At 62.0% G+C, this 23,343-nt stretch carries 19 protein-coding genes, 1 pseudogene and 1 riboswitch; of the genes and pseudogenes, 12 read left to right on the forward strand and 8 right to left on the reverse strand.

The annotated features are described in order from the left end of the window. Window positions 1-95: 95 nt before the first annotated feature. Window positions 96-908 (reverse strand): 3'(2'),5'-bisphosphate nucleotidase CysQ, encoded by an 813-nt coding sequence (gene cysQ, locus ACTG2S_RS04025; protein ID WP_005357849.1) that lies wholly within the window; start codon window positions 906-908, stop codon window positions 96-98. A 37-nt stretch (window positions 909-945) separates the two neighbouring features. Further along, window positions 946-1,554 (reverse strand): ADP compounds hydrolase NudE, encoded by a 609-nt coding sequence (gene nudE, locus ACTG2S_RS04030; RefSeq protein ID WP_439982013.1) that lies wholly within the window; start codon window positions 1,552-1,554, stop codon window positions 946-948. Between the two features lie 144 nt (window positions 1,555-1,698). Between nudE and yrfG the strand changes: the two genes are divergently transcribed. Continuing rightward, window positions 1,699-2,379 carry a GMP/IMP nucleotidase gene (yrfG, locus tag ACTG2S_RS04035; protein WP_219595065.1) on the forward strand — a complete coding sequence of 227 codons (681 nt, stop codon included), beginning with the start codon at window positions 1,699-1,701 and terminating at the stop codon, window positions 2,377-2,379. An 85-nt stretch (window positions 2,380-2,464) separates the two neighbouring features. Here the strand turns inward: yrfG and ACTG2S_RS04040 are convergent, their stop codons facing one another. The 4 genes and pseudogenes from ACTG2S_RS04040 to ACTG2S_RS04055 all read right to left on the reverse strand — a co-directional run bounded on the left by ACTG2S_RS04040 (window position 2,465) and on the right by ACTG2S_RS04055 (window position 5,065). Then, a complete protein-coding gene (locus ACTG2S_RS04040) occupies window positions 2,465-2,677 on the reverse strand; it encodes a hypothetical protein (protein WP_005340264.1) in 213 nt (70 codons plus the stop codon). Between the two features lie 114 nt (window positions 2,678-2,791). Beyond that, window positions 2,792-3,130, reverse strand: coding sequence for a DUF1294 domain-containing protein (locus ACTG2S_RS04045; RefSeq protein ID WP_439982015.1), 339 nt, complete (start codon window positions 3,128-3,130; stop codon window positions 2,792-2,794). Continuing rightward, on the reverse strand, window positions 3,127-3,717 hold the full coding sequence (locus ACTG2S_RS04050; RefSeq protein WP_206876161.1) for a sugar O-acetyltransferase: 591 nt from the start codon (window positions 3,715-3,717) through the stop codon (window positions 3,127-3,129). The genes ACTG2S_RS04045 and ACTG2S_RS04050 overlap by 4 nt, the downstream gene beginning before the upstream one ends. Before the next feature lie 86 nt (window positions 3,718-3,803). Then, window positions 3,804-5,065 (reverse strand): annotated as a pseudogene (locus ACTG2S_RS04055) (MgtC/SapB family protein). 217 nt (window positions 5,066-5,282) lie between these two features. Here ACTG2S_RS04055 and ACTG2S_RS04060 point away from each other — a divergent pair. The 6 genes from ACTG2S_RS04060 to cbl all read left to right on the forward strand — a co-directional run bounded on the left by ACTG2S_RS04060 (window position 5,283) and on the right by cbl (window position 11,075). Beyond that, window positions 5,283-6,284 (forward strand): sulfate ABC transporter substrate-binding protein, encoded by a 1,002-nt coding sequence (locus tag ACTG2S_RS04060; RefSeq protein WP_439982018.1) that lies wholly within the window; start codon window positions 5,283-5,285, stop codon window positions 6,282-6,284. 56 nt (window positions 6,285-6,340) lie between these two features. Next, window positions 6,341-6,916, forward strand: coding sequence for an RBBP9/YdeN family alpha/beta hydrolase (locus ACTG2S_RS04065; RefSeq protein ID WP_075115969.1), 576 nt, complete (start codon window positions 6,341-6,343; stop codon window positions 6,914-6,916). 271 nt (window positions 6,917-7,187) lie between these two features. Continuing rightward, window positions 7,188-8,027, forward strand: coding sequence for a sulfate ABC transporter permease subunit CysT (cysT, locus tag ACTG2S_RS04070; RefSeq protein ID WP_064337394.1), 840 nt, complete (start codon window positions 7,188-7,190; stop codon window positions 8,025-8,027). Continuing rightward, window positions 8,024-8,914 (forward strand): sulfate ABC transporter permease subunit CysW, encoded by an 891-nt coding sequence (cysW, locus tag ACTG2S_RS04075; RefSeq protein WP_005343065.1) that lies wholly within the window; start codon window positions 8,024-8,026, stop codon window positions 8,912-8,914. The genes cysT and cysW overlap by 4 nt, the downstream gene beginning before the upstream one ends. A 22-nt stretch (window positions 8,915-8,936) precedes the next feature. After that, window positions 8,937-10,004 carry a sulfate/molybdate ABC transporter ATP-binding protein gene (locus ACTG2S_RS04080; protein ID WP_042030337.1) on the forward strand — a complete coding sequence of 356 codons (1,068 nt, stop codon included), beginning with the start codon at window positions 8,937-8,939 and terminating at the stop codon, window positions 10,002-10,004. Between the two features lie 123 nt (window positions 10,005-10,127). Continuing rightward, window positions 10,128-11,075, forward strand: coding sequence for an HTH-type transcriptional regulator Cbl (cbl, locus tag ACTG2S_RS04085; protein WP_439982020.1), 948 nt, complete (start codon window positions 10,128-10,130; stop codon window positions 11,073-11,075). A 59-nt stretch (window positions 11,076-11,134) separates the two neighbouring features. Here the strand turns inward: cbl and gbpA are convergent, their stop codons facing one another. Then, window positions 11,135-12,556 (reverse strand): N-acetylglucosamine-binding protein GbpA, encoded by a 1,422-nt coding sequence (gbpA, locus tag ACTG2S_RS04090; RefSeq protein WP_421315252.1) that lies wholly within the window; start codon window positions 12,554-12,556, stop codon window positions 11,135-11,137. 65 nt (window positions 12,557-12,621) lie between these two features. Beyond that, window positions 12,622-12,707: riboswitch (cyclic di-GMP riboswitch) on the reverse strand. Between the two features lie 265 nt (window positions 12,708-12,972). Continuing rightward, window positions 12,973-14,655 carry a methyl-accepting chemotaxis protein gene (locus tag ACTG2S_RS04095; RefSeq protein WP_113740062.1) on the reverse strand — a complete coding sequence of 561 codons (1,683 nt, stop codon included), beginning with the start codon at window positions 14,653-14,655 and terminating at the stop codon, window positions 12,973-12,975. 276 nt (window positions 14,656-14,931) lie between these two features. On the opposite strand from ACTG2S_RS04095, the gene ACTG2S_RS04100 reads away from it, so the two are divergent. The 5 genes from ACTG2S_RS04100 (at window position 14,932) to ACTG2S_RS04120 (ending at window position 23,235) form a co-directional block, all read left to right on the forward strand. Continuing rightward, window positions 14,932-16,776 carry a M3 family metallopeptidase gene (locus ACTG2S_RS04100; RefSeq protein WP_439982022.1) on the forward strand — a complete coding sequence of 615 codons (1,845 nt, stop codon included), beginning with the start codon at window positions 14,932-14,934 and terminating at the stop codon, window positions 16,774-16,776. A 568-nt stretch (window positions 16,777-17,344) separates the two neighbouring features. Then, a complete protein-coding gene (gene pgaA, locus ACTG2S_RS04105) occupies window positions 17,345-19,729 on the forward strand; it encodes a poly-beta-1,6 N-acetyl-D-glucosamine export porin PgaA (protein WP_439982023.1) in 2,385 nt (794 codons plus the stop codon). Continuing rightward, window positions 19,729-21,687 carry a poly-beta-1,6-N-acetyl-D-glucosamine N-deacetylase PgaB gene (pgaB, locus tag ACTG2S_RS04110; protein WP_439982024.1) on the forward strand — a complete coding sequence of 653 codons (1,959 nt, stop codon included), beginning with the start codon at window positions 19,729-19,731 and terminating at the stop codon, window positions 21,685-21,687. The genes pgaA and pgaB overlap by 1 nt, the downstream gene beginning before the upstream one ends. Beyond that, a complete protein-coding gene (gene pgaC / locus ACTG2S_RS04115; protein ID WP_439982025.1) occupies window positions 21,684-22,934 on the forward strand; it encodes a poly-beta-1,6-N-acetyl-D-glucosamine synthase in 1,251 nt (416 codons plus the stop codon). Before pgaB ends, pgaC begins: the two co-directional genes overlap by 4 nt. Continuing rightward, window positions 22,921-23,235, forward strand: a complete 315-nt coding sequence (locus tag ACTG2S_RS04120) for a hypothetical protein (RefSeq protein WP_042084245.1) — start codon at window positions 22,921-22,923, stop codon at window positions 23,233-23,235. Before pgaC ends, ACTG2S_RS04120 begins: the two co-directional genes overlap by 14 nt. Window positions 23,236-23,343: the final 108 nt, after the last annotated feature.

Below are 23,343 nucleotides of genomic sequence, written 5' to 3' on the forward strand. Positions count from 1 at the left end.
CGGATCACACCGGCCATCACTCGGGGATACTTCCCTGAAAAAGCAGGCGGCCATCGGGCCGCCTGCTTGTCTGGTGTGATGATATCGCTATCCGTTTAGTGGGCCAGAATGTTGCCCCAGGCGAGATCCGGATCCCCCATCACGATAAAGTCAGGGTTCTCCAGCGACTCGGTTTCGTTGTAGCTGAGTGGCTGCAACGCCAGGCTGAGGATGCGGCCACCGGCTGCCTCGACGATGCACTGGGCGGCGGCGGTGTCCCACTCGCCGGTGGGGCCGAGCCGCACGTAGCAATCGGCCGCCCCTTCCGCCACCAGACAGGATTTGAGGGAGCTGGAACCAAGCGGGATCAGCTCGTAGTTGATGGCCGGGTTGAGGCGGCGGGTGAGGTTCTCCAGCTTCTGGCGGCGGCTGATGGCAACTACCAGCGAGTCGGGCTGGTCATGCTCGTGATGCATGGCGCTGATGGGCAGTACCTCGCCATTCACCTCCTTGAAGGCGCCGTAGCCGCGCACCGCCCAGTAGAGCACGTTGGACTCGGGAGCGTAGATGACCCCGAGCACCGGCACATTGTCCCGCACCAGGGCGATCAGGGTGGCGAAGTCGCCGCTACCCGCGATAAATTCGCCAGTGCCGTCGAGGGGGTCCACCAGCCAGTACTGCCGCCAGTTGGATCGCTGGCTGAAGGGGATGTCGGCTGCCTCTTCGGTCAGCACCGGCACATGGGGGGTGAGCGCCGACAGCGCCTGTTTGAGGTAGGCATCGGCAGCAAGATCGGCACTGGTGACCGGGGTGGCATCCTCCTTCAGCTGACGCTCGAACTGACCGCCGTGATAGATGTCGTGAAGGATCCTTCCGGCTTCGCGGGCAATCTCCTTGACCCCCGGCACCCAGGCCAACAACTCCTGCATCTCGTTATCCTCTGTCTGTTAACTGCCCGTCTGCGGGCTACTCTGCCTGCTCCGCCAGCCACTTCTGGGCCAGGAGCAGGGCACTGATGCTGCGCGACTCGGTGAAGTCGGGCCGCGCCAGCAATTTGTCGATCCGGTTGAGTGGCCAGGGGATTACCTCCAGCGGTTCGGGCTCGTCGCCGATCCGCTGTTCGGGGAAGAGATCCCGGGCCAGCAAAATGTCCATCCGGCTGGAGAAGTAACCGGGCGCCAGCGACACCTGCTTGAGCAGGGTCAGGCTGTTGGCGCCAAAGCCTGCCTCCTCCATCAGCTCCCGGTTGCCCGCCTCGAAGGCATCTTCGCCCGGGTCGATCAGCCCTTTAGGGAAGCCCAGCTCGTAGGAGTGGGTGCCTGCGGCATATTCGCGCACCAGCAGCAGGGTGTGGGCATCGAACAGCGGCACCACCATGACGGCGCCACGATTACCGCCGCGCATCCGCTCGTAGACCCGCTCTTCGCCGTTGGAGAATTTGAGGTGTAGCGATTCCACCTTGAACAGTCGGCTCTCGGCGACGATATCGGCTTTGAGGATCTCCGGCTTGCTCTTGGGGTGATCCAGTTGGTCGGCTGAGATGTGCTCGGGTTTGCTCTTGTGGGGGTCGCTCATCGGACGCTGGCTGCTCGTTAAAAAATCGTGCTTCAAGAGTAAACGACTCTCACACCGAACACCACGGGGCAGGGAGGGCAAAGGGGGAGGAAAAATCCGTTATACTGCCGCCCCGTTTTCCGAGATCCGCGATCAAGAGGCCCGATGCCACACTTCCGCTCCACCACCTTGCCCTGGCACCAGATAGATACCGTCTTGCTCGATATGGATGGCACCCTGATCGATCTGCATTTTGACAACCACCTCTGGCAGCAGCTGGTGCCGGAGCGTTACGCCGAGCGGCTCGGTCTGCCGCTGGATGAAGCCAAAGCGCAGATCGACGTCCACTATCACGCCGTCAACGGCACCCTCAACTGGTACTGCGTGGATTACTGGAGCGAGACCCTAGGGCTCGATATTCGTGCCCTCAAGCAGGAGCTGCTGGCGAAGATCCAGTGGCGTCCCCACGCCATCCCCTTTCTGGCCGCGCTACGCGCCGCGGGCAAGCAGCTGGTGCTTTTCACCAATGCCCACCCCGCCAGTCTGTCGGTGAAGGATGCGCAGCTGGGGCTGAGCGACCATCTGGATCTGATGGTGAGTACCCACGAGCTGGGCTGGTCGAAGGAGAGCCAGCACTGCTGGCAGGCACTGGCCGAGCGGCTGGCGTTCGATCCGGCCCGCACCCTGTTTGTGGATGATAGCGAGCGGATCCTGCAGGCTGCCGCCGACTACGGTATCGGCTATCAGCTGGCGATCCAGAATCCGGATAGCTGCCAGCCGGAGCAGAGCATTACCGCTTTTCCGGTGATCCGCGACTATGCCGAGTTGCTGCCGCTGGCAATCTGAAGCAGTTCAAACAAGAGAGGGCTGCATCATGCAGCCCTCTTTCTTTGATTTGAATTTTGGTTATCTGACGCCTGATGGCGAAAAATCACAGCTCCCGAAACGGGCGCCGCTTCTCCTCTTCGATGACGATCGCCTCCAGATTGGCGATCCGCTCCTGCAATTCTCTGATGATCATATCCTGCTTGCCGAGGCGGTCGGTGATGCGTGCATCCCCCATCTGATAGCGGGCCCGCTTGCCGAGATATCCGAACAATACGCTGATAAATACGATCAGGACTATGCCTGTCCACATGGTCATGTCACGACTCCTTGTCGTCTATAAACGGCGAAAACGCTGATGAGGTTTGCTCTGTTTTCTCATAGCCGCCGAGCGGCCGCAATGGGGCCCATTGTCCCTTTGTGACGCAGACAGCTATTGCTGCCAGAGTAGCCGACCGACCCAGAGCGCCCACAGGGTGAGGTGCAACAGCACGATAAACCAGAAGACCAGCCGGTAGCTGCGCTTCTGGGTCTTGTGACGCAGCCACTGGCGGGCAACCAGCGCCCCCGGCCAGCCGCCGCACAGCTCCAGCAGATGGAGCCTCGATTCGGGAATGCGCCACTCACCGCGCACTGCCTGCCGCTTGTCCCAGGCGTAGGCCGCCAGCGTCAGCAGACTCATGGTCAGCAGTGCGGCCAGTGGCCACCACTGCTGGCCGTCGAGGCCGAGCCAGAGGGCGGCGCCCAGCGGCAGCAGTGCCAGCGCCATCATTGGGCCAGCTCCCAGCAGCGCTCCTCATCCTGCTTGAGGGTGCGGATCACCCTGGCCGGATTGCCCACCGCCACCGAGTCGGCCGGGATGTCGCGGGTGACCACTGCGCCGGCACCTATGATGGAGCGCGGCCCTATGGTGACGCCGGGGCAGATGATGGCGCCGCCGCCGATCCAGCAGTCATCGCCGATCCGCACCGGCTTGTTGTAGGCGGTCCAGTTGCGTCGTTCCAGATAGTTCATGGTGTGGGTGGCGGTGTAGATCTGCACGTTGGGGGCCAGCAGCACATGGCTGCCGATGTGTACTTCGCCCACGTCGAGAATGGTGACGTTGAAGTTGAAGAAGGTCTTCTCGCCGATATGGATGTTGCGGCCAAACTCGCAGGTAAACGGCGTGCTGATCCAGCAGGAGTCGGGGCAGTGGCCAAACAGCTCGCGGCAGATCTGCTGGCGCAGAGGGGCATCGCCTGCAGGTGAACCATTGAGCCGAGCCAGCAGCGCCTGACCGCGGATCCGGTCGTTGGCTATCTCCTCGCTCTGGCTATCCAGTGCCCCGCCAGCCAGTACCTTGTCCCAGTCGCTCGCCATTGCTACCTCCTCATGCTGCAAGAGCAGGCAGTATACGTGACTGTCAGGGGCGCCGTCAGTCTGTCACTTGTTGCAGGTGATCCCCGTCAACCTGCGGGCCAGACGAGGGGCAGGATCAGCAGGGCCGAGACGAAGTAGGGGAGCAATACCCGCAGCCCGAGACTGCGACCGCCGATACCGAGGGCCAGCAGCCCCTTCACCAGCGAGTTGACCAGCCCGGCCAGCAGGATGCCTCGGGCCGCCACCTCCAGCGCCAGCTCCTTGTGGGAGAGTTGGGAGAGCGACAAGGTGATGGCGTCCACGTCGGTGATCCCCGACACCAGCGCCAGCAGGTAGACCCCGGAGTTACCCACCTTGTCTTGCAGCAGGGTGGCCATAAAGCCGATCAGCGCCAGCAGCAGGCCGAACTTGATGGCGGTGGCCAGATCGAGCGGGTTGCTGGTTTCCGGCTGCACCGGGCCGTCGGTCAGCTCTTCGCGCTGACGCCAGAACCAGAAGGCGAAGCCGTAGACAGTGGTGGCCAGCAGCAACAGGGGGGCGACGAGGCGCATCGCCAGCTCGCTGTGAATCAGCAACACCAGCACCAGCAGCCGCAGCCACATGGTGGCCCCCGCCAGCAGGATGCCGGTAGCCAGCAGCCGCTCCAGCCCCCCTGCTCCTTGTTGAGGCGAGCGAACTGCAGGGTGAGGGCAGTGGAGGAGGCCAATCCCGCCAGTATGCTGGTGAGCACCAGCCCGGCGCGGGTGCCGAGCAGCCGTACCGCGAAGTGGCCACAAAACGAGATGCCGGCGATCACCACCACCATCAGCCAGATCTTGAAGGGGTTGAAGGCATCGAGAGGGCCCATCTCCTCGTTGGGCAGCACCGGCAGCAGCACCAGCGAGATAAGCAGAAAACGCAGGGTGGCGTGGAACTCGGTTTCGCTGAGAAACAGCATCCCCTGCTGGATCTGCCCCTTCAAACCCATCAACAGGGCGGCCAGCACGGCGCAGGCGACCGCTTCGCTCGGGCTGAGCAGCACCGACATCAGCCCCAGCAGATAGGTGAGCAGCATGGCCACCGAGCTGGTGAGGCCAAACTCCCCTTGCCAGCGCTGGGCCAGCCAGACCGAGAGGCCGCAGCCGATCACCACCGCTAGAAGGCCGAGCAGCGGCAGCCAGGGGCCCAGGGTAGGCAGCAGCAAACCGCACACCCCGCCGAGCAGGCCGATGAGGCCGTAGGTACGCATCCCGGCGATGCGCTGGTTATCCCCCAGCTGGCGCACCTGCCAGCCCCGCTCCAGCCCGATGATCAGGCCGATGGCCAGCGAGACCAGGGCTCCGTTGACCGGTTCTGCATTGATCCACATAACGACTTCCTTTTCGTCATCTGCCTGCCTTGTTCCCATGATGGCACAGCGCTTGAGGTCACTGAGAGGCATGGCTCACAGAGTCTGCGTCTGGCTCCCGGTGCGGGTGGCTGAGTTGATATGAGCAAAAGAGATAAGCAAAGAGTTATTTCTTTCTTCTGGGCATAACAACTCCACGGCATGCTGTTCTCAACCCAACAAGATATGGAGTATCACCATGAAACTGCGAATGACCGCCCTGACCCTGCTCTCTCTGCTGGCATTTGGCCAGGCGAATGCCGCCGAGATCCGCCTGCTCAACGTCTCTTACGATCCGACCCGCGAGCTGTTTCAGGAGTACAACGCCGCCTTTGCCAAGGAGTGGAAGGCCAAAACCGGCGACGACGTGGTGGTGAGCCAGTCTCACGGTGGCTCCGGCAAGCAGGCCCGCGCTGTGGTGGATGGACTGGAGGCCGACGTGGTATCGCTGGCGCTCGCCTACGATGTCAACGCCATCGCCAAGGCGGGGCTGACCGCTGCCGACTGGCAGAGTCGCCTCGGCAACAACGCCTCGCCCTATACCTCCACCATTGTCTTCCTGGTGCGCAAGGGCAATCCCAAGCAGATCAAGGATTGGGATGATCTGGTGCGCAAGGATGTCGCCATCGTGACTCCCAACCCCAAGACCTCTGGTGGGGCACGCTGGAACTATCTGGCCGCCTGGGGCTATGCCCTGAAGAAGAGCGGCAGTGAAGAGGGGGCCAAGCAGTTTGTTGGCGATCTATTCAAGAACGTGAAGGTGCTGGACTCAGGCGCCCGCGGTGCCACCACAAGCTTTACCGAGCGCGGTCTTGGTGACGTGCTGCTGGCGTGGGAGAACGAAGCCCTGCTGGTGCTTGGTCAGGCGGGTGCCAGCGACAAGTTCGAGTTGGTGGTGCCTTCGGTCTCCATTCTGGCGGAGCCGCCGGTCGCGGTGGTGGACAAGGTGGCCAGGAAGCACGGTACCGACGCGGTGGCCAAGGCCTATCTCGATTATCTCTACTCTGACGAGGGGCAGCATATCGTCGCCAAACATCACTATCGCCCCAGCAACCCGGCGATCCTGAAGGAGACGGCAACCCAGTTCCCTCAGCTTGCCTTCTTTACCGTCAAGGATCTGGAAGGGGATTGGGAGAAAGCCCAGAAGAAACACTTCGCCCAGGGCGGTCTGTTTGACCAGATCTATCAGCCGGGTCGTTGATAGCTTCGTTATCCATCACTGAACTGGCCCCTGTGCCAGCCGATAGGAGCACCAAGATGAACAAGATCCTCCTGGTTCCCGGTCTGCACAACAGTGGGCCGGATCACTGGCAGAGCCGCTGGCACGATCATTTTCCCCAATGGCAGCGGATGACCGGGCTACCGTGGGACAAGCCGGACCTCAGGGTCTGGAGTGCCAAGCTGGCGAGCAAGCTGAAACGTCGTCGCAGCCGGGTCCATCTGGTGGCTCACTCTTTTGGCGCGCTGACAGCCATCGCGGCGGCCCGCTTGCAGCCGGAGAAGGTGGCCTCGATCTTTCTGGTGGCGCCCGCCGATCCCGCCCGTTTTGGCATTGCGGATGAGGCCTTGGCCGGGCCGCTGCAGGTGTCGGCCCAGCTGGTGGCCAGCCGCAATGATCCCTGGATGAGCTTTGAACGGGCCGAATACTGGAGCCGTCAGTGGCAGGTGCCGCTGTTCGATGCCGGTGAGGCGGGCCATATCAATGCCCAGTCAGGTCATGGGGACTGGCATCAGGGGCTGCATTTGCTGGGGGCACTCTACCGCCGTGGTGAGCTGGTAGTGGCATCGGTCAAGACCGCATCGACCCGGCCGGTCGTATTGGGCTTTCGCTAGGTATCTGTGAAGTGGTTGGAGGGTTGTCGGGCGCGCTGTTCGCTGGCTACTCCATGCCCCCGTTCTTTGAATGCTCCGCTCCGTATTGCTCCATTTCTTAGGTCTTTTATTTATATAAAAGACCTTTTTTTATTTGGAGTGCGCCAAGAGCCTTGTGACTCTGCGGTTAGACAAAAAAGTGATTAGTAAAGTCGCAATTGATGTTTGTTGCCGATGAGGGGAGTGCGCAGAATCACCATATCGAAAATTCTTCATAACAGATGGATGTGTTATGCGATTTGGTTCTTATTCTGTCCTGCCCGGTTTTGGCCCCACCTTGGGGTTCAGCCTGCTCTATCTGGGCCTGCTGGTGCTGTTGCCGCTCTCGGCCCTGGTACTGTTTGCGATCAACAACCTGACCGCCGCCGAGTTCTGGCAGGTGATTGGTTCACCCCGGGTGCTCGCCTCCTTTCGCCTGAGCTTCGGGGCGGCCTTTGTCGCGGCGCTGCTCAACAGCCTGTTTGGCCTGATCCTGGCCTGGATCCTGGTGCGCTACACCTTCCCCGGTCGTCGTCTGGTGGATGCGCTGATCGACCTGCCGTTTGCCATGCCGACCGCCGTGTCCGGCATCGCCCTGTGCGCCATCTTCGCTCCCAACGGCTGGATCGGCCAGTTGCTGGCGCCGCTCGGCATCCAGCTCGCCTACAACCCTATCGGGGTGGTCATCGCACTCACCTTTATCGGATTGCCGTTTGTGGTGCGTACCCTGCAGCCGGTGCTGCGGGAGGCTGAAACCGAGCAAGAGGAGGCCGCCGCCAGCCTCGGCGCTGATCGCTGGCAGACCTTTATCCGGGTGCTCTGGCCGACCCTGATCCCGGCCCTGCTCACCGGCTTTGCGCTGGCGTTTGCCCGCGGGGTGGGGGAGTACGGCTCCGTCATCTTTATCGCCGGCAACCTGCCTATGGTCTCGGAAATCGCGCCGCTGATGATCATGAGCCACCTGGAGGAGTATGACTACGCCGGTGCCTCTGCCATTGCCGTGGTGATGCTGCTGATCTCATTCATTTTGTTACTGCTAATCAACAAGTTGCAGGCCTGGAGCTGGTCTCGCATCGGAGGGAGCCGGATATGAGTTCATCTGCTATCGCCATTGAGGCGGCCTCTGTGGAGGCGACCCCCGCTCGCAAGGCACCGGTCGTGATCCGTGAACCCCAGTGGGTCAAGTGGCTGCTCATCACGGTGGGTCTCGGCTGGTTTGCCGCCCTGTTGTTGCTGCCGTTGGCCACCGTCTTTATTCAGGCGCTGACGCCGGGGCTGGCTTTTTTCTGGCACGCCATCAGCGAGCCGGATGCTCTGAGTGCCCTCGGTCTGACAGCACTGGTGACGCTATGCGCCGTTCCCCTCAATCTGTTGTTCGGGATTGCTGCGGCTTGGGCCATCGCCCGTTTCCGCTTCCCCGGTCGGCAGCTGCTCATCACCATCATCGATCTGCCCTTCTCGGTGTCGCCGGTGATCGCCGGTCTGATGCTGGTGTTGATGTTCGGCAGCCGCGGCTGGTTCGGTGACTGGCTGAGCGAACATGACATCAAGATCATCTTCGCCACCCCGGGGATCATCCTGGCCACCACCTTCATTACCGTGCCCTTCGTGGTGCGCGAGCTGCTGCCCCAGATGGAGGCGCGCGGCCCGGAAGAGGAGGAGGCGGCCATCATGCTGGGGGCGAGCGGTCTGCAGATGTTCTGGCGCGTCACCCTGCCCGGCATTCGCTGGAGCCTGATGTACGGCCTGCTGCTCTGTACCGCCCGTGCGGTCGGGGAGTTTGGCGCGGTGTCGGTGGTTTCCGGTCATATTCGCGGCCAAACCAATACCCTGCCGCTGCATATCGAGATCCTCTACAACGAGTACCAGACCGGCGCCGCCTTTGCAGTGGCAAGCCTCTTGGCTCTGTTCGGGATCTTCACCCTGCTGGGGGAAACCCTGTTGGCCCGGCTGCGTGCCCAGCCCACCAAATCTCACTGATCACCGTTTTAAAGAGGCAGCCATGAGCATTCAGGTTCAACAACTCAACAAGCATTTCAATCAGTACGCGGCGCTGGCAGACATCAACCTCGACTTTCACGACGGTGAGCTGGTGGCACTGCTCGGCCCCTCCGGCTGTGGCAAGACCACGTTGCTGCGGATCATCGCCGGGCTGGAGCAGGCCGACAGTGGCAGCGTCATCATCCGCGGTGAGGACGCCTCGGATCTCCATGTGCGCGAGCGCAACGTCGGCTTCGTATTCCAGCACTACGCCCTGTTTCGCCACATGACGGTGTTCGAGAACGTAGCGTTTGGCCTGCGGGTCAAACCGCGCAGCGAGCGCCCGGCCGAGGCGGCCATTCGTGCCCGGGTCAAAGAGCTGCTGGATCTGGTGCAGCTCAGCCACGTGGCCGAGCGCTATCCGACCCAGCTCTCCGGCGGTCAGCGTCAGCGGGTCGCGCTGGCCCGCGCGCTGGCGGTGCAGCCCAAGGTACTGCTCTTGGACGAGCCCTTCGGCGCCCTCGATGCGCAGGTGCGCAAGGAGCTGCGCCGCTGGCTGCGCGAGCTGCACGACGAGCTGCACGTCACCAGCCTGTTCGTGACTCACGATCAGGAGGAGGCGCTGGAGGTAGCGGATCGGGTGGTGCTGATGAATGCCGGACGGGTCGAGCAGATCGGCACCCCGGCCGAGGTCTACGACCAGCCCGCCAGCTCCTTCGTCCACAGCTTCCTCGGCAGTGTGAATCAGTTCCGCGGTCGGGTGGCGGAGCAGGGATTCGGCATCGGCGAGCAGCTGCTCGGCGGGCCGTCGGCTTCTCATCTGGCTCACGGCAGTGCCGCTATCGCCTATGTCCGTCCCCATGAGCTGGAGATCTTGCCAGCCGATGCTCCGGGCGGGATCCGCGCCACCATTACCCGTCTGCTGCCCATGGGGCCACGCATTCGGGTGGAGCTGCGTGGCGATGGCGAAACCAAAGGGGCCCACTATGAGGCGGAGCTGAGCAAGGAGGCGGCCAAGCAGTTTGCCCCGGGACAGGGGGTGCGGCTGGTGGCCAGACAGGCGCAGTTCTATCCCGATTACCAGATTTGATGTTGTGTTGCGGGCGGCATGGCCACCCGGGTTCAGGTGCTCTGCCGGGGCATGATCCGGCCAAATAACAAAAATGAGGGGGTGACCAGCTTGTGTCACCCACTCTTCGCAGGAGGCGACAAGGTGAATTTTCAGCAGTTACGAATTATCCGGGAGGCAGCGCGGCGGGATTACAACCTAACCGAGGTGGCCAACGCCCTTTTTACCTCGCAATCCGGGGTGAGTCGCCATATCCGCGAGCTGGAAGAGGAGCTGGGGATCGAGTTGTTCATCCGCTACGGCAAGCGGCTGCTCGGCATGACCGGGCCGGGCAAGGAGTTGCTGGTGATTGCCGAGCGCATTCTCAATGACGCCAACAACATCCGCAAACTGGCCAGCACCTTTGCCAACCGCGACTCGGGCCGTTTGCTGGTGGCGACCACCCATACCCAGGCGCGCTATGCCTTGCCGCGGGTGGTGAAGGCGTTTCGCGAGCAGTTCCCGCTGGTGCAGCTGGAGCTGCGTCAGGGCAGCCCGGAGGAGATAGTGCGGCTGGTGCAGAGCGGCGAGGTGGATATCGGCATCAGCAGCGAGCAGCTCGACAAGAGCGAAGGGGTGGTGGCATTCCCCTACTACCGCTGGCACCACAATATCGTGGTGCCCGAGCAACATCCGTTGGCAGGCGAGCGGGATCTGACGCTGGCGGCGCTGGCCAACTGGCCTATCGTCACCTATCAAGCCGGGTTGACCGGGCGGGTGCGGGTGGATGAAGCCTTTGCTGCGGCTGGCATCGAGCCGCAGATCCTGCTGACGGCGCAGGACTCCGATGTCATCAAGACCTATGTCGAGCTGGAGATGGGGGTCGGCATACTGGCCGACATGGCGTTCGACACCCAGCGTGATCAGGGGCTGGTGCAGCTCGATGGCAGCCATCTGTTTGCCCCCCACACCGCCTGGATTGGCCTCAAGCAGGGGCAGTTCCAGCACAACTTTGCCTGGCAGTTTATCCAGCTCTGCAACCCCGAGCTGGCGCTGGCGGATATTCAGGCCCGCGCCATGGGCAGCGAGCCCGCCCTCGACTTCCAGATTTGAATCGGAAGATAAGAGCAAAAGGGGAGCCAATGGCTCCCCTTTTGCTATCCGGTGGCGAGTTACTTCACTTCATCCCACGCCATCTGCCAGTGGGAGCCGATGCCCGGCTCGTACTGGGTGGCGGTGGTGGTCCACTGCTGGCAGTAGCCGCTGTAGGGGAAGGGCTTGCACTGATAGACCTTGCCATTTTTCGGCTGCTGAACCTTGGTACCGGCGGTGTAGGACTTGATGTTGTTCGGGAAGACGAAGTCATATTCGCCGCTGCTCTGCTCCTTGAACATCAGATCCATGGTCTGCTGGATGGTCTCGCCGCCCGCTTTCGGGGTGGCCTTGATCACCAGCTGGTGGTGACCAGCCTTGAGACCTTCCAGCGCCATGGTGAAGGTGTGGCTGCTGTCCTTGATGTCGGCACTGCTTTCCCCCTTGGCCACGCCGCCGTGGTCATAGAGGGTGTTGGAGACGGTCAGATCGCCCTGTGCTGTGACGGTGAAATCGAGGGTTGCCTTGCCGTTGTCCAGCACATAGTCGCTGGCCAGACCGCTGACGCTGATGCTGTCCACCACCGGCGGTTGCTGCTGTTGCAGGTCAATCTCGACCCGCTTCAGTTTGCTGTCTCGATGCAGATAGACGGGGTTCATACCGTAGACCGGATTGAACTGGCCATCGGCTCCTTGCTGACCGGCGCGGATCAGGCTCTGTTCGGCGTTGATCTTGCTGGCGAGGGCATGAGCCCAGTTGTTCTTCTGGCCCTGTTCGGCAGTGGTGATGGTCAGCACGGTTTGCAGATCGGGGCGCTCGCCGTTGGCATCGAATACCCGGGTCATCGCCTTGTCGCCTGCCGTGAGGTCGATGGAGGGGTAGATGGTGCCTGCCTGGCTCCACTCCAGCGGCGGTTGGCTGCCATCTTTGAACTTGGCATCGATGATGTTGTAGAAGCTGTTGCTGGTGTCGCCCACTTCCCACACGCCGAGGATCACCTGATAACCGGTGCGCTCCGGCAGGATGCAGTTGTGGGTCACCTGCTTGGGCGGCTGCACCATATTGCCGTCGATGACGCAGAAGGGGGTCAGGTCGAACGAGGCGCGGGTGAGCGGCTGGTTGGGGTTCCAGTCCTGCTTGGTGAGGTAGTAGCGCCAGTTGCGGGTGACGTGGTTGGCAGTGAAGGTCCAGCTGATGGCGAAGGGGCCGGGCTGTACTTCACGCTTGGTCCAGCGGTCGCTGGTCTGGATGTTCAGCTCGCTCCAGCGGGGGCTGCCCGCTGAGGCGATTTGACCATCCTGCGGGCCGCTCTGCGGGAAGCCTGATGGGCCCTCCACGCTCTGTGGCTCCCACTGCACGCCGCCACACTGGCTGTTGCCACCGGTTTTGCACAGGTAGTTGCGGCTCTCTGGCTGGCTGATATAGCCGTGGGCCAGGGCGCTGCCGCTGGCCAGCAGGGCCAGCATCGCCGCGATGTGATTGAGTTGGATTTTTGCTGCCATACATTCCTCTGTTCGATAGATGTGGGCAGTCAGTTGGCCGGGGAGATCCCCGATGCACACTTGCGTGTGGCAACCCCGCTATCCTGGACAAAACGTCTGTAGACCGGAGGCTTTGCGTCCCGACCTTTCGGTCAGTTTGCCAAATGACTAGATGGTTAGTGATGGGCCAAATGTTCGGCCGTCAGCATTGTGCACTGCCTTGATTAATTATTTGAAGTTAAATGTTTAAATGCGCCATTCAATGGCGCGAAAATCATTCTAACTGGCTGTTTTAAAACTGTTATCTCATCTGTGAATGGCGCCGATTAACGTTGAATATGCCGATAAGGTGCATGCTGATTGCGTGTTGGCGGCGTAAAAAAAACCTGCCAGCTTGGCTGGCAGGTCGGGTGACAAGGCGACACGGATTGACGCCATCAATGACGGGCGCGCTGCTCTCCGGAGGGGGGAGATACGGGAGCCATCATTGGCGCTGCAGCTGACTCCTTGCCCAGTTTGAACACCGCAAGTCGCTCATCCAGACTGCGGGAGAGACCGGCCAGCAGCTCGCTCTCCTGCGCCAGTTGCGAGGCGGACTGGGACATCTCCAGCGCCGAGTCGTTGATGCCGCTGACGTTGCGGTTCATATCCTCGGCCACCATGCTCTGCTGCTCGGCGGCGGTGGCGATCTGGGTCGCCATGTCGCTCACATGCTGGATGTGGTTGACGATCAGGGTGAGATCCTGCCCCGCCTGCTGGGACTGGTTGACGCTGCTCTCCGCCAGTTTGCGGCTGGTATCCATGGCGTTGGCGGCGGTGACGGCCCGTTGCTGCAGCTGGGCAATGGTACTCTGGATCTCTTCGGTGGATTGGCGAGTGCGGCTGGCCAGCTGGCGCACCTCGTCGGCCACCACGGCAAAGCCGCGGCCCTGCTCGCCAGCCCGTGCTGCTTCGATGGCGGCGTTGAGGGCCAGCAGGTTGGTCTGCTCCGAAATGGCGCTGATGACAGCGGTCACTTCGCTGATCTGCATCACCCCCTCCTTGAGCTGGTTGACCTGCTGGGTGGCCTGCTCCACCTCGGTGGCCAGCGCCTTGATGCCGTGCACGCTGGCGTGAACGTCGCGGTTGCCGAGCCCGGCTTCTCCGGTCGCTTCCTGGGTATCCCGCGCGGTATTTTCGGCGTGTCCGGCCACATCGGAGATGGTGGCGCTCATCTCGTTCATGGCGGTAGCGAGCTGGGCCAGTTGATCCCGCTGGCTGGTCACCGCCTGATTGGTCTGCTCGGCAGAGGCGGCGATGCGCAGGGCGGCATCCGCCACGTTGCGAGCCCCCTGACTGGCTTCCAGCAGGGCGTGACGGATGGCATCGAGACTCTGGTTGGTGCAGCGGGCGACCACTCCCAGCTCATCCTTGCCCTGTACCGGGATGCTCACCACCAGATCCCCCTTGGCGACCCGCTGCATGGCGTGGTTGATCTGGCTGAGGGGGGAGACGATGGAGTGGGTGATGCGCCAGCCCAGCAGCCCCATCAGCAGGATCACGATGGCGGTGGCGGTACCCATCTTCATGTACTGGGCCCAGATGGTCTGCTGAATATCCTGCAGCAGCATGCCGGAACCGAGGATCCAGCCCCAGGGCTGATAGCCGGAGACCATGGAGAGCTTGTCGGCGGTTTCGCCCGATGGGCCGACCCACACATATTGCAGAGTGCCCTGTTTGCCCCCTTTGGCGATATCCACCATCTGATACCAGAACTGCCCGGCGGTGGCGGCGCCCCCTTCACCCATCTTCTGGCCGACCAGTTCGGGGCGGATAGGGTGAACCACCATGGTGCGGTTCTCGTCGATGACGAATAAATAGTTGTTGCCATCAAAGCGGGTGTTGGTCAGCAGCTTGCGCGCCTCCTGCTGGGCCTGCTCTGCTGGCAGGGTGCTGGCCAGAAACTGGATCTGGCTCATGGCCTGTTCCAGAACCGCATTGAGCCGCGCCTCTCGCTCGCTCATCAGATTGCGCTGGAGCGCGTTGGCCGAGATAAGCAGCAGCGAGACAAAACCGACAAACGCCAGTGCGAGCAGCAAAATCAATTTGCGGCTCACGGTAATATCACCGAGCTTGAACATGACTAAACCCTCATTTCCCTGTTGATTTTATGTGGCTCTGTACCGCGGCAGCCAGTTCGTAAGAGTTAACAACTCATTTACTTTCAGTCTCTTGCCGACCTTTCTCAAATGAGCGTTTTAACATCAGTATAGTCAGCAGACAGCAACCCCCACTTTTTGGTAGCGTGTTGATGCGCATCCCTGCGCAATTTTTGCCAAAGAGTGTGAATCATTTGGCATTTCACTAAAAAAAGGAGTGGGCCCCGCTGCGGGTGACCCCATAACAAGAGGGAATTTATGAGTTCCATTGCCAGGAATTACTTCAACCAGCTCAACGCCGACTACCTGCAGGTGCACAGGCGCAAGGAGGATCTCTTCTGGTCCACCTATATGGGCACCAGCGACGATCAGGCCGGTTTCACCGCGGCCGAGCAGGCCTACAAGGCCTTTTGTGCCAATCCGGCCCGTCTGCCCGAATTGCGGGAGATGTTGGCGCAGGCCGACGAGGATGATCTCAAGCGCGGTCTGCAAGGCTGGATCGCCTTCTTCGAGTGCAATGTGATTGAAGATCCCGCCGCATCCGCCCTGATGGATGAGTTGGTGGCTGCCGAGGCGGCGCTGTTCGCCCGCCGCAAGGGGCTGAAACTGACCCTGCTGGATGAGCAGGGCCAGCAGGTCGCAGGCAGCCTGCCCGCCGCCAGTACCTCGCTCGCCGCCAGCCCGAACGAGGCGGTGCGCCAGAGCGCGCTCGCCATGTTCCACACCCTGGAGCAGTGGGTGGTCGGCAACGGTTTTCTCGAGGTGGTGGCGATCCGCAACCGCTTTGCCCGCGCCATGGGCTATCGCGACTACTTCGACTACAAGGTGCGTAAGAACGAGCAGATGAGCCCGGATCAGCTGTTCGCCATCCTCGACGACTTTATCGCCCGCACCGATGGGCGGCTGCAGCAAAGCCTCGCCGAGCTCAAAGCTGCCAAGGGCGAGGCGGCCCTGCAGCCTCACAACCTGCGCTACAGCGTGAGCGGTGACGTGACCCGCCAGCTCGATCCTTACGTGCCCTTCTCGCGGGCGTTGCGGGATTGGGTTGAGAGTTTCCGTCGGCTCGGCATCCAGTATCGCGGGGCGACCCTGACCCTGGATTTGCTGACCCGTGAGGGGAAATACGAGAACGGCTTCTGCCACGGCCCGGTACCGAGCTTCTTCCAGCAGGGTGAGTGGATACCTGCGGTGGTCAACTTCACCAGCCTGGCCGACCCTGCGCAGGTGGGCAGCGGCTGGAGTGGCCTCAACACCCTGTTCCACGAGGGGGGCCACGCTGCGCACTTTGCCAATGTCACCGGCAACGCGCCCTGCTTCTCACAGGAGTTTCCGCCCACCTCAATGGCCTATGCCGAGACCCAGTCGATGTTCTGCGACAGCCTGCTGGACGATGCCGACTGGCTCAAACGCTACGCCAGAAATGCGGCGGGAGAGGCTGTTCCCGACGCGCTTATCAAGGAGATGATCGAAGCGCGTCAGCCGTTTCGCGCTTTTAACGAACGCCAGATCGCGCTGGTGGCCTACTTCGAACGGGATCTCTACGCCATGGATGAGGCGGAACGCACTCCCGCGGCAGTGCTGGCGCTGGCCCGCCAGTGGGAGCGCAAGATTGTCGGGGTCGAGAGCCCGCGTCCGTTGCTGGCCATTCCGCACCTCCTTAATCAGGAGTCGGCCTGCGCCTATCACGGCTACCTGCTGGCGCTGATGGCGGTGGAGCAGACCCGCGCCTATTTCCTCAAGCGTGATGGCTACCTCACCGACAACCCGCGTATCGGGCCGGATTTGGCCGCCCACTACTGGGGGCCGGGCAACGGCATGAGTCACGATGAGACCCTGCGCAGCCTGACCGGCGAGGGATTCAGCGCGGTGCCGCTGGCCGAGGCATGCAACCTGAGCGCAGACGAAGCGTGGCAACAGGCGCAAGCCTGCATGGCCGCCGCCCAGCAGCGCCCCGCGGCTGGCGAGGGAAGCCCGCTCGACGCCCATATCCGCGTGGTACACGGCGCCGAGCTTATCGCCGACAACCGCGAGTCGGAAACCCGCATGCTGGCCGATTTCGAGGCGTGGATCGTTGATCATTACCGACGAGCGTCAGCCGCGTAAACCACAGTGCTCCCGGTGAGCATGCCGGGAGCACGGCGCCTTATGGCTATCCCTTGTTACAGCTGTAGTGGGGGATACCTCACTAGGGATGGGTACGACACCAGGTGTCGCTTTGGCAATAGTGTCCGCGATTTTCCCATCAAATATGTATTCATATGAAGATGAGCGTGAACAGTGAGCGGCAAGGTAATAGATTCGGTGATTCACGCTGTTATGTCTGTTTTGTTAATAGTGTTTTTTGCACTCACCTTTGTGCATAAAGATTGATCTATTCATCTTTTTGAGAACCATTCCCATCTTGCTGGATTGACTAAATTGTCCACAGCTGCAAAATCGCCCACCTTGCCACTCCCGATGTGAATCGGGTTCGGAAAGCCTCAGATCTCCGCCCGGAGATGGCTGGGCCGCACATAGGAAAGGTGTGGCCGTTGCCCGCCTTTCACCCTCGAAATCAGCACACAAGTCAGGAAGCCCTCTTGCTCATCAGGCAGGAGCGGACGGGTGTGTATATCCGTATGGTCGTGCAGGGACGATATGACCAGCGTTTGTTATGGGTGGTATGTTGCGAATGAATCGCATCTTTTTGATGTTGGCGCTGTTGCCCCTGCTGGTGTGTGCCAGTGAGGTGGACAGAGTGCGTGAAGCTTGGGTGATCAAGGCTCGGGCGGGAGAGCTGGATGCGGCAGCGCATGGGCTGGATGCGCTCTATCGACAAAGTGGTGATGGCAAGGTGCTCGATGATCTGATCGCCGTGCAGCTGTGGCGGGGTGATCGCAAGGGGGCGCTGGCCGCCTGTGAGCCGTGCGAGCTCAACCCCATCAGCAACAGTACGCTGGAAGAGGTGGCCCGTGCCGCCCGCGACGAGAAGCGCTACTCCGAGGCGATCAGCTATTACCGCATCCTGCAGGGACGCGATCCGGCCAACCGCAATGGCTGGCTCGGGCTGTTTCTCACTGCTAGTGATCAGGGCAACCGCGAGCTGGCCCGCCGCGCAGCGGGTGAATATGAGGTCAACTTTGGCCGCGACCAAGCGATCCTCGAAGCCCGCATCTATGCCGCCCGCCAGGGTGAAGATCCCATGGGCGAGCTGCTGGCCCGCCAGCAGTGGCTGGAGCTGGAGCCGGACAACCCCGATCAGGTGCTGGCACTCTATCGGGTAGCCGTGAGTCTGGGGGCAGGGCCTGCCGCTGCGGAGCTGATGGGTCGTTACCCCAAGCTGTTCAAACCGGTCGACCGGCTCTGGCTCGATTATTACCAGGCAGTCAATCTGCTGCGGATCTCGGCCCAGACCGAAGATCCGGCGCTGGCCCGTCGCTCCCTTACCCGCACGCTGGCGCTGCAAGAGCGGATCCTGGCCCGCGCCCCCCACGATCATGTGCTCTATATCAGTGCCCGTCGCGATGTAGTGGTGACGCTGGTAGCCCTTGGCGATTTTGCCCGGGCCGAACGGGAGTCCGCTACGCTGCAGGCCGAAGGGCCGCTACCCGACTATGTGCTGGAGGCGCGCGCCGATGCACTGGCCGGGCTGGGGCGGGTGGATGAGGCCTCCGTGATTTACCAGCAACTGGCGACCCCTGCACGGGCCAAAGACAAACGCCTGCTGGAGAAGCGCTTCTATGCCTATTCGGATGGAGAGCGCTATGGCGCGGCGCAGGGGCTGCTGGCCGGTTGGCAGGAGCCGCCGACTCGCTGGGATTTCACCGGCAACATGCGGATGGCCAACGACGACTACGAGAAGGTGTTGCAGCTGAAAACCTTGATGCAGGCCTGGCGTGGTCAGGCGGGCGCCGCAGAGGCGCAGTTGGAAGCGTGGCTGCAAACCGCGCCAGCCAATCCCTGGCTCTGGCTGCAACTGGGGGATATCCGCCGTTGGCGGGGCCATCCCGACGGGGCCGAGCAGGCGTATCGGCAGGCCGTGCGCTGGCTGCCTGCCGGACGCACCGTGCTGGCCGAGCCCGGTCGCCTCAACGCCCGGCTCGACAAGGGCGACTGGCAGGACACGCCGCAGGCCGTGCGCACCCTTGGCAACCTGACCCGGGATCGTCAGGAGTTGCAGCAGCGGCTGGCTCTGGAGCAGGCCCCGAAATTTGTCACCGACCTGACCCATGGCCGCAACGAAGGGGGCTCGGTGCAGGCCAGCCGTGACTGGAGCTACGACAGCCGCCTCTACAGCGCTCGCAGCGATGGCGGTGATCGGCTGTTTGTCCGTCGTCAGGGCAGCTTTGGCGAGTTCGACCAGCAGCCCGAACGCGCCGCCTATACCGGGCTGGGGGCCGAGCTTTCTTTCTACCCGCTGCAGCTGACGCTGGAGGGGGGGACGGGGAGCGAGCTCAACCACAAAGGCTATCTGTGGAGTCGCCTCGACTGGCGGCTGGATGATCACTGGACGCTGGGCACGGCCATCAACCTCAACAGTGCCGATACCCCGCTGCGGGCATTGGCGCGTGGCAACTACGCCGATCAATACCAGCTCGATCTGGGCTGGCGTCAGGATGAAACCCGCGAGGGGGCACTGCGGCTGGAGCGGATGGATATCAGCGATGGGAACCGGCGGCTGACCGCCTCCGGCTGGCTGCGTCAGGATCTCTGGCGCCGGGATCGCTGGTGGTTTGATACCACCTTGCGCGGCGCCACCTCACGCAACGAGGCGGTGGAGGTCGACTACTTCAACCCCCTGCAGGATCGCAATCTGGAGCTGGAGCTGGCGGGGCGCTATCGACTGCCGCTGGACGGGCGTCGCTCTTTGCTGCAGAGCCTGACCATGAGTGGCAATCACTACTGGCAGCAGGGCTATGGCAGCGATCAGGGGTGGCAGCTCAGCTATCGCCATGACTGGATCCTCTCTCCCGCTCTCAGCCTGGGCTATGGCCTGGGCCGCCGTCAGGCCATCTATGACGGCAACCCCGAGTTCGGAAATTTCATCTTCGCCAATCTGCAATGGAGTTTCATGTGATGAAACGCTGGCTTGCTCCTTTCGTTTTGCTGCTTGCACTGCTGCCTTCGCTGACGCAGGCGGCCCGGCAACCCGATGACTACGTGGTGCTCTGCTACCACGATATCGTCGATCTGAAATTGACCCCCAACCTCAAGCTCTATCCCCAGACCATCCGGCGCGACACTCTGATCCGCCACTTCAACTGGATCAAACAGCAGGGCTATCACCCGGTCAGCTTCCAGCAGATCCTGGATGCCAAAGCGGGCAAGGCACCGCTGCCGGAGAAGGCGATCCTGCTCAGCTTCGATGACGGCTACGAGAGCTTCTACCGGCTGGTCTATCCGCTGCTCAAGCTCTACAACTATCCGGCGGTCTTTGCGCTGGTGGGCAGCTGGCTGGATGTGGCCGATGACAAGATGGTCCCGTACGGCAATGACAAACTGCCGCGCAGCTACTTCGTCGGCTGGCCGCAGATCCGCGAGATGCAGGATTCCGGACTGGTGGAGCTGGCCTCCCACACTTTTACCTCCCACTACGGGCTGCTCGCCAACCCGCAGGGCAACGTGCAACCGGCGGTTACCACCGCAGGCTGGAGCCAGAATGGCTACGAGAGCATGGCTGACTATCGGGCCCGGATAAAAGCCGACTTCGACGCATCGGCCAGTCAGCTCAGGGAACAGACCGGTCGGGCACCACGGATCCTGGTCTGGCCCTACGGCGCCTTCAACCAGACTGCGCTGGATCTGGCCCGTGCGGCGGGGATGCCCTACACCTTCACCCTGGCGGAAGGGCTCAACAAGCTGAGTGACTCGGGCAGCACGGTGCGCCGCTATCTGCTGGAGGAGGACACCAGCCTCGAAACTCTGGACGAGATCATGGGGGGCAACACCTGGGAGCGGCAGGTGGAGCGCTTGGTGCACGTGGATCTGGACTATGTCTACGACAAGGATCCGCAGCAGATGAACAAGAACATCGACATGCTGCTGGACCGGATCAAGGGTTACGGCATCACCACCGTCTATCTGCAGGCCTATGCCGATGACAACGGCGACGGGGTAGCAGAGGCGCTCTATTTCCCCAACCGCCATATGCCGGTCAAGGCGGATCTCTTCAATCGGGTGGCCTGGCAGCTCAAGACCCGGGCCGGGGTCAAGGTGTTCGCCTGGATGCCGGTGATGGCCTACGACATGGGGCCGAACCATGTCTATGTTACCGACAGCCGTACCGGCACTTCGGCCAAGGGGCAGTATCTGCGCCTTTCGCCCTGGGATCCTGCCAGCCGTCAAATCCTTTTGGATATCTACGAGGATCTCGGTTTTTACACCAAGTTCGATGGCCTGCTGTTCCATGACGACGCCTTCCTCAGCGACTACGAGGGGCCGATGCCGCTGGCTCGCACCCCGGATGCGCTGCAGGCGCAAGGGGAGCAGAAGACCGATCTACTGATCGATTTCACCATGGCGCTGCGCGATGCCGCCGCTCGTTACCGGCAGGGGGGAGCCGACGGCCTCAAGACTGCCCGCAACATCTATGCGGCGCTGGTGACCGAGCCGCAATCCCAGCAGTGGTTTGCCCAGAGCATGGCGGCGTTTGCCAAGGCCTATGACTACACCGCTGTAATGGCGATGCCCTATATGGAGCAGGCAGAAAACCCCGATGAGTGGCTGGCCAGGCTGGCGGAAGATTCACTGGCACAGGTGCCGGCCAAACGGCTGGTGTTCGAGCTGCAGAGCCGCAACTGGCGTACCGATCAGCCCGTCCCCGATGCCGAGCTGGCGCGCTGGATGCAGATCATCCAGCGCAAGGGGGTGACCAACTTTGGCTACTACCCGGACGATTTTCACAACAACCAGCCGGATCCGGCGGTGCTCAAACCGGTCTTCTCGGTGCAGACCCAGCCTCAGCCGGCCCAGCTGCCGGTGACGCCGGTTGCTGTCAGCGGCGCTGCGGCCACCCACGGGGAGGCGATGCGGTGAAGGCGCTTCTGGAAGGGATAGCCATCTTTACGTTGGCCTATCCCAGTCTGATGGCCATGGTGTGGGTCTGTGGCGGTCTCTATTACTACTTCCAGTGGGAGCGGCGGGATATCGCGCTGGCCAAGCGGGGGCTGGAGCTCCCCTATTACCCCAAAGTGACCTTGATGGTGCCTTGCTACAACGAGGGGGCCAATGTCGAGGAGACCATCGGCCACCTGCTGCGCCAGCGCTATCCCGATTTCGAGGTGCTGGCCATCAACGACGGCAGCAAGGATGACACAGGTGCGCGGCTGGATCGGCTGGCGCAGCAGGATCCGCGCCTGACCGTGCTCCACCAGCACAATCAGGGCAAGGCGATGGCGCTCAACAACGGGTTGACCGTGGCCAGCGGGGAGATCCTGGTTGGTATCGACGGCGATGCGGTGCTGGACTATGACGCGGTGCGCTGGATGGTGAAGCACTTCATCGAGAGCCCGAGGGTCGGGGCGGTCACCGGCAATCCGCGGGTACGCACCCGCTCCACCATCATCGGCAAGATCCAGACCGGCGAGTTCAGCTCCATCATCGGCCTCATCAAGCGGGCTCAGCGTATCTACGGTACCGTCTTCACCGTCTCCGGAGTGGTGGTGGCCTTTCGCAAGCAGGCGGTCGAGGCGGTCGGCGGCTGGAGCAATGACATGGTGACCGAGGACATCGACATCAGTTGGAAGCTGCAGCTGGCCGGCTGGCTCATTCACTACCAACCGCAGGCGCTCTGCTGGGTGCTGATGCCGGAGACGGTACGCGGTCTCTACAAGCAGCGGCTGCGCTGGGCGCAGGGGGGCGCCGAGGTGTTTCTGCGCTACGGGTTGCAGGCGATGCGCTGGCGCAACCGCCGCTTCTGGTTGCTGCTGTTGGAGTATCTCTCCAGCGTGGCCTGGTGCTACAGCATGTTGCTGCTGGCACTGATCTGGCTGATTGAGCCTGACGTGAGCGGACTGGCGGTGGGTCATCTGTTCCAGTGGACCGGGGTGATGATGACCGCTATTTGCCTGGTGCAGTTCGGGGTCAGCATCTTTATCGACAACCACTACGACAAGAGCATGGCCCGCAGCTTTATCTGGTGCGTCTGGTATCCGCTCATCTACTGGCTGCTCAATCTGGTGACCGTGGTGGCGGCGGTGCCCAAGGCGATCCTGCGTCGCCGTGGCCAGCTGGCGGTGTGGGAGAGTCCTGACAGGGGGGAGGCGTTCCGTGACAAAACATAAGTTGGCGAACGAGATGATTATCAGCAACGGTACCCGGCGCAGCTGGAAGTATCGGCTGCGGGATCTGCTGATCCTGCTGGTGACCTGGGTCGGCTGGATTTTTCTGGCCCTGCAACCCTGGCTCAACTATCTGGAGGCGGAGGAGGATGAAAGCTTTATCGGCTCGCTGGATGCCATCGAAGTGGGACAACTGTTTCTGGCCCTGCTGTTCGGCATCTTCCTGCTGATCCACTCTTGGGCAAAATACAACAGGCTGCTGCACCGGTTGGTGGGCAAGCGAACGGCCTCAAAATCGCCGTAATCATAAGGGGCCGGTCGGCCCCTCTTTTGTTTCCGTTTGTCACACATTGCCACAGAAGCTTCCCCCTCTGGCAAAGTCTTGTGACCGGACGGGTGTGCAATGGTGCCA

Source organism: Aeromonas sp. 82P, from assembly GCF_051919365.1.
In the GTDB taxonomy this organism is placed as follows: domain Bacteria; phylum Pseudomonadota; class Gammaproteobacteria; order Enterobacterales; family Aeromonadaceae; genus Aeromonas; species Aeromonas veronii.

Excerpts from the sequence above, each read along its gene's own strand:
- yrfG (WP_219595065.1), top strand. The coding sequence starts at position 1,699 with ATGCCACACTTCCGCTCCACCACCTTGCCCTGGCACCAGATAGATACC.
- pgaB (WP_439982024.1), top strand. The coding sequence starts at position 19,729 with ATGAAACGCTGGCTTGCTCCTTTCGTTTTGCTGCTTGCACTGCTGCCT.
- cysW (WP_005343065.1), top strand. The coding sequence starts at position 8,024 with ATGAGTTCATCTGCTATCGCCATTGAGGCGGCCTCTGTGGAGGCGACC.
- nudE (WP_439982013.1), bottom strand. The coding sequence starts at position 1,554 with ATGAGCGACCCCCACAAGAGCAAACCCGAGCACATCTCAGCCGACCAA.
- ACTG2S_RS04065 (WP_075115969.1), top strand. The coding sequence starts at position 6,341 with ATGAACAAGATCCTCCTGGTTCCCGGTCTGCACAACAGTGGGCCGGAT.
- ACTG2S_RS04095 (WP_113740062.1), bottom strand. The coding sequence starts at position 14,655 with ATGTTCAAGCTCGGTGATATTACCGTGAGCCGCAAATTGATTTTGCTG.
- ACTG2S_RS04045 (WP_439982015.1), bottom strand. The coding sequence starts at position 3,130 with ATGATGGCGCTGGCACTGCTGCCGCTGGGCGCCGCCCTCTGGCTCGGC.
- pgaA (WP_439982023.1), top strand. The coding sequence starts at position 17,345 with ATGAATCGCATCTTTTTGATGTTGGCGCTGTTGCCCCTGCTGGTGTGT.
- ACTG2S_RS04080 (WP_042030337.1), top strand. The coding sequence starts at position 8,937 with ATGAGCATTCAGGTTCAACAACTCAACAAGCATTTCAATCAGTACGCG.
- cysQ (WP_005357849.1), bottom strand. The coding sequence starts at position 908 with ATGCAGGAGTTGTTGGCCTGGGTGCCGGGGGTCAAGGAGATTGCCCGC.
- ACTG2S_RS04050 (WP_206876161.1), bottom strand. The coding sequence starts at position 3,717 with ATGGCGAGCGACTGGGACAAGGTACTGGCTGGCGGGGCACTGGATAGC.
- gbpA (WP_421315252.1), bottom strand. The coding sequence starts at position 12,556 with ATGGCAGCAAAAATCCAACTCAATCACATCGCGGCGATGCTGGCCCTG.
- ACTG2S_RS04040 (WP_005340264.1), bottom strand. The coding sequence starts at position 2,677 with ATGACCATGTGGACAGGCATAGTCCTGATCGTATTTATCAGCGTATTG.
- cysT (WP_064337394.1), top strand. The coding sequence starts at position 7,188 with ATGCGATTTGGTTCTTATTCTGTCCTGCCCGGTTTTGGCCCCACCTTG.
- ACTG2S_RS04100 (WP_439982022.1), top strand. The coding sequence starts at position 14,932 with ATGAGTTCCATTGCCAGGAATTACTTCAACCAGCTCAACGCCGACTAC.
- ACTG2S_RS04060 (WP_439982018.1), top strand. The coding sequence starts at position 5,283 with ATGAAACTGCGAATGACCGCCCTGACCCTGCTCTCTCTGCTGGCATTT.